This window comes from Kribbella sp. (genome assembly GCF_035655035.1).
Taxonomy (GTDB): Bacteria; Actinomycetota; Actinomycetes; order Propionibacteriales; family Kribbellaceae; genus Kribbella.
Map to the genome: position 1 here is coordinate 1 of NZ_DASRVN010000744.1, position 4,748 is coordinate 4,748.

Consider the following 4,748-nt stretch of genomic DNA (forward strand, 5'->3'; position numbering starts at 1 on the left):
GTAGTCCTCTCCCGCAACGGCGTCACCGCCACCGGCTCCCCCTGGTGGACCGACACCCTGGAGGTAGGCAACAAGGAAACCTACGAAATCGCCTTCGTCGCCAACAACCCAGGCCTCTGGATGGACCACTGCCACAACCTCCCCCACGCCTCCCAAGGCCTCATGACCCACCTCATGTACGAAGGCCTGACCACCCCCTACCGAGTAGGCGGCACCTCCCACAACGAACCCGAGTGAAATACCGCATCATGTCCCCGTGAGCGACGACGACCTGCACGGCAGACAACAGGCGCTGCTACTGCTGTACTTCGTCACCGTGAGCGCCGGCTTGTACTTCCTCGGCTGGCTGACCCGCCCGAGCTTCCTGTACGACAACCCACTGGTCTGCGGCGTGATCGCGGGCGGGACCTGCTACCCCGCCCGCTGGCTCGTGGAGCGCTTCAGCTGGTGGAAACGGCTGGAGGCGCCGACCAGGCGCACGCAGGCCCGTCGTGACCGGGCGCTGTCCCGTGCGTTGGCGACAGCGCGTGCCGCCCGACACGGGGGCCGGCGGCGGATCGGATGGCGCGAGGTGCTGATCCGTGCCGGCCGCGTGCTGGTCGGGGTACCGATGGCGCTGGGCTCGCTGGCGATCCTGCCGCTGGGGATCTCGGCCGACCGGGACAACCAGCACCTGATCGCCGAAGCTCCCGTCCGGCAGGCGGTGGTCGTCTCCGTCGAGGAGGACAAGTGGTCCAGGTCCGGCGAGGTGACCGTCAAGGTCGCACACCCCAGCGACGGTGCCGCGGTCGAGGTGGACGGCGGCGACCAGTTGAACCCCGAGCCGACGGTGGGGGATCGGATCGACGTGGTGGTCGATCCGGCCGATCCGTCGAACGTCGTGTCCGCGGCGGTCGACTGGTCGACACCGTGGTGGGCCTGGCCGTTCATGATCTTCCTCAGCCTGGTGCTGCTCGCCATCGGCCTCGCCATCGCGTTCGGCTGACCGCTCAGGACGCTTCCTCCAGGGCGGCGAGGTGGGTGCAGGCGGCTTGTAGGGCGTCTGGCTGGGTGGTGTAGGTGCCGTACCAGAGGGGGTTGTCCGGCTGCGGGTCGAGTTCGTCGTCGACGTCGGCGTACCACTCGGCCGACGTGCGGAAGACGCGTGCGTGTAGATGGTTGTCGTTCACCGCCACACTCCTGGAGTGAGAACCGTGTACTCCCTCCAGGATGTGACGGCGGTACGGCGGAACGTGCGAGCGACACGCGGTGCGTCAGGTGACCAGGACCGTGAGGCGCTGGGCGGTGTTGTTCGCGAAGCCGCCGCGGTTCCACTCGGCCTCGATCGGTTGTTCGCGGCCGCTCGCGTCGTACGCGCGGACCGTCAGCACGTGCTCGCCCGGCGTCGCCTCCCAGTCGTACGCGAACGCCCGCCAGGCGTGGTCATCGTTGCCGGCAGCACCCAATCGGGCTTCGTGCCAGTTCACCCCGGCGTCCGTGCTGACCTCGACCCGTTCGATCGGCGCCCACCCGGACCACGCCCGGCCGAGCAGCGGAACGGGGCCTGCGGCAACGAACCGGCGGCGGCTCATGAAGTCCGGGAACCCCGGCGGGACCAGCAACGCCCGCGGCTCGATCCGCGTCACCGCGCGGCCCGGGTCGTCCGGCCCGGTCCGGATCACGTACGCGACCGCGTTCTGGAACCCGTCGAACGCGTGGTCGATCACCTCGATCGACCGCAGCCACTTCACACTCGCCATCCCGTACCACCCCGGTACGACGAGCCGCAGCGGATACCCGTGCTGCGGCGGCAACGGCGTACCGTTCATCTCCCACGCGACGATCGCGCCGGACTCGACCGCCTCGGCCACGGTCAGCGCGCGCTGGTAGTCCTGCTCGACGCCGCGCTCCACCCCGTGGTCGGCGCCGGTGAACACCACGTCCACGGCGTCCTCGCGCAGCCCGGCCGCCCGCAGCAGATCCGCCAGCAGCACACCCGTCCACTCCGCCGTACCGACCGCCTCCGACAACCACGGCTGGCTGATCGGCCGCGGCTGCAGCGTCGCCCGCCCGTTCCCGGCGCACTCCAGCGTGACCCGGATCGTCCGCCGGCCCATCGCCCGCAGCTCGGTCAACCCGAACGACAGCGGCTCCTCGACGCACCCGTCCAGGGTGAGCCGCCAGCCGCCGGCATCCGTGGCCGGGATGTCGTAGTGCACGAGTACGTAGTGCAGCCCCGGCGGCGTCACGTCGTACCGCAGCCCCTCCAGCGGCATCGCGTGGTTCCGTGCCGCGAGCTGCAGCTCGTCGGGCGTGATCCCCTCACCGGTGTCCGCCAGCCTCCCGCGGACACTGAAATCGCTGATCGACATCTCAGATCCCCCTCCCCAGGGCTAACCCTAGAGCGAGGGACCGCCTACAACCAGCCGTTGTCGAGGGCGATCCGGGCGGCCTCGGCCCGGGTTCGGGCGCCGGTCTTGCCGATCGCCGCGGACAGGTGGTTGCGGACGGTGCCTTCGGACAGGTGCAGTTCCTTCGCGATGTCGGCGACGGTACCCCCGTCCCGGGCGGCCCGCAGTACGTCGGACTCGCGGCCCGTCAGCGGGCTCGTACCGGCCACCAGCGTCTCGGCCGCGAGCGACGGGTCGACCACGCGGAGCCCCTGGTGCACCCGCCGTACCGCGTCGGCCAGCTGCGTCGCGGGCGTGTCCTTCACGACGAACCCGGCGGCGCCCGCCTCCATCGCGCGGCGCAGGTACCCGGGCCGGCCGAACGTGGTCACCATCAGTACCCGGACCCCCGGTACGGCGGTACGCAACGCGGCGGCCGCCTCGATCCCGTCCAGGCCCGGCATCTCCACGTCGAGCAGCGCGACGTCGGGCTGCGAGTTCTTCGCGGCGTCGAGCACCTCGTCGCCCCGGCCGACCTCGGCGACCACGTCCAGGTCGGGCTCGAGGTCGAGCAGTGCGGCCAGGGCGCCACGAACCAGCGCCTGGTCGTCGGCGATCAGCAGTCGGATGCTCACGGCCCTATCCTCACAGTCCCGTACGGCGACCCCGCCACTGCCCGGCCCACGCTGGTCCTCATACGCTGACCTTGACGGCCAGGCGGAACCCGCCGCCGGATGCCTGGCCGACCTGGACGGCCGCGTTCGCCTGGTCCGCCCGTTCCCGCAGTCCGACCAGCCCGTGACCCGACGCGCCCCCTCCGGGCGTCGGACCCTTGCCGTCGTCGAGGACCTCGATCTCGTTGGCGGCCAGCTTGATCGTGCACCGCTTCGCCCCCGAATGCCGGACGACGTTCGTGATGCCCTCCCGCACCACCCAGGCGAACAGCTCCCGGTTGTCCTCCGGTACCTCGTCGACCGTCGTCGGCAGCTCCGCCTTGATCTCAGCGGCCTGCAACGCAGCCTTGGCGGACACCAGCTCACCGGCCAGACTCAGCTCGCGGTACCCAGCGACAGCCGCCCGTACGTCGGCCAACGCCGCCCGCGCGAGACTCTCGACGTCCGCGACCTCCGTGGCGGCGCGGTCCGGGTTCGCCGCGATCAGCTTGCCGGCGAGCTCGGCCTTCACCGTGATCACGGTCAGCGAGTGGCCGAGGATGTCGTGCAGGTCGCGGGCGAACCGGTTCCGCTCCTCCTGGACCGCCAGCTCGGCCATGTCCTGGCGGGTGGCGTCCAGCTCGATACTGCGCTGGATCGCCCGCCGCATCCCGTACACCGCGAGCGCGCCGAGGAAGATCGCGAACCCGTAGCTGCCGTCGTCCCGCCAGCCCGGCACCACCCGCATCGAGATCTCGGCCCCGGCCAGCAGAGTCAGTACGAGTGCGACACCGGCCGGGAGCTCGAGCAGCATCATCCCGCAGGCCGCGATGTAGACCAGCCCGGTGAGCGCAGTCTGCCCGGCCGTCGGGATCATCAGCAGGCACAGCACCAGCATCGCTGCCAGGTAGCCGCCCCGTTGCCAGGGCAGCAGCTTCCCGTGCTTGACCGCCCAGCGCAGCAGCGCGAAGAACGCCAGGTAGCTCGCCGCGAACAGGACCACTGTGAGGAAACCCAGCACCCGGACGACGCCGTGCTGGCGATCGGCGACGCTCTGCAGCGGCTGAGACAGGTAGAACAGCCAGATGCCGCCCGCCACCCAGGCCCAGCGGCCCGGGCCCTGGCGGACCCGGTCGGCCACCTCCACGACACTTGGATTGGTCTTCACAGTGGTCACGGTATTCCTTGGGTACTGCGTAACGCTCAGGCGCGGGCGGTGTCGGCGCGGAACCGGCGCAGCCCGATGAAGCCGAGTACCACGGTCCAGCCGATCACCACGAGCAGCGCGTGGGTGTCCAGGCCGCTCTGCGCGAGCGCGCTCCGCGACGTCTGCCCGGTCCAGTACGCCGGCGTCAGCTCAGCGATGTACTTCATCGCCTTCGGCATCTGGTCCACCGGCAGCCACAGGCCGCCGAACGCCGCGATCAGCATCGTGCTCAGACCGGTGATCGGCTGCACGCTGTCCGGCTTGGCGATGTACCCGATGACCAGGCCGATCGCCGCGAACGGCAGCGCACCCAGCCAGGACACCAGCGCGACGGTCACCCACTGCGTGAGGCTCAGGTGCACGTGGCCCATCGTCATACCGAACAGGAACACCACGAGCAGCGGCGGGATCGCCAGCAGCAGGCTCAGGATCACCTTGTTGACGACGTACGCCTGCGGCTTCAGCGGCGTCAGCCGGAGCGTCCGGTTCCAGCCGCCGTCGCGCTCGGCCGCGATCACG

The 4,748-nt window shown here is 70.5% G+C and carries 7 protein-coding genes; 2 read left to right on the forward strand and 5 right to left on the reverse strand.

Annotation, left to right across the window (positions count from 1 at the left end; all coding sequences use genetic code 11):
• Together VFF46_RS38130 and VFF46_RS38135 are read left to right on the forward strand one after the other, a co-directional pair.
• A partial coding sequence (locus VFF46_RS38130) for a multicopper oxidase domain-containing protein (protein ID WP_325042145.1) occupies positions 1–237 on the forward strand: 237 nt, incomplete at its 5' end.
• 19 nt (positions 238–256) lie between these two features.
• Positions 257–985: a DUF3592 domain-containing protein gene (locus VFF46_RS38135; protein WP_325042146.1), complete on the forward strand. Its 729-nt coding sequence runs from the start codon at positions 257–259 to the stop codon at positions 983–985.
• Positions 986–989: 4 nt separating this feature from the next.
• On the opposite strand, the gene VFF46_RS38140 is transcribed toward VFF46_RS38135, so the two are convergent.
• From VFF46_RS38140 to VFF46_RS38160, 5 genes are all read right to left on the reverse strand, one after another.
• The gene (locus tag VFF46_RS38140; RefSeq protein WP_325042147.1) at positions 990–1,169 is read right to left on the reverse strand and encodes a hypothetical protein; all 180 of its coding nucleotides are present in this window, start codon (positions 1,167–1,169) and stop codon (positions 990–992) included.
• Between the two features lie 84 nt (positions 1,170–1,253).
• Positions 1,254–2,351 (reverse strand): sulfite oxidase, encoded by a 1,098-nt coding sequence (locus VFF46_RS38145; protein WP_325042148.1) that lies wholly within the window; start codon positions 2,349–2,351, stop codon positions 1,254–1,256.
• Positions 2,352–2,395: 44 nt separating this feature from the next.
• Positions 2,396–3,004, reverse strand: coding sequence for a response regulator transcription factor (locus VFF46_RS38150; protein ID WP_325042149.1), 609 nt, complete (start codon positions 3,002–3,004; stop codon positions 2,396–2,398).
• A gap of 58 nt (positions 3,005–3,062) precedes the next feature.
• Positions 3,063–4,190, reverse strand: coding sequence for a sensor histidine kinase (locus VFF46_RS38155; protein ID WP_325042150.1), 1,128 nt, complete (start codon positions 4,188–4,190; stop codon positions 3,063–3,065).
• 35 nt (positions 4,191–4,225) lie between these two features.
• The coding region (locus VFF46_RS38160) for an ABC transporter permease (protein ID WP_325042151.1) at positions 4,226–4,748 on the reverse strand (523 nt) is incomplete at its 5' end.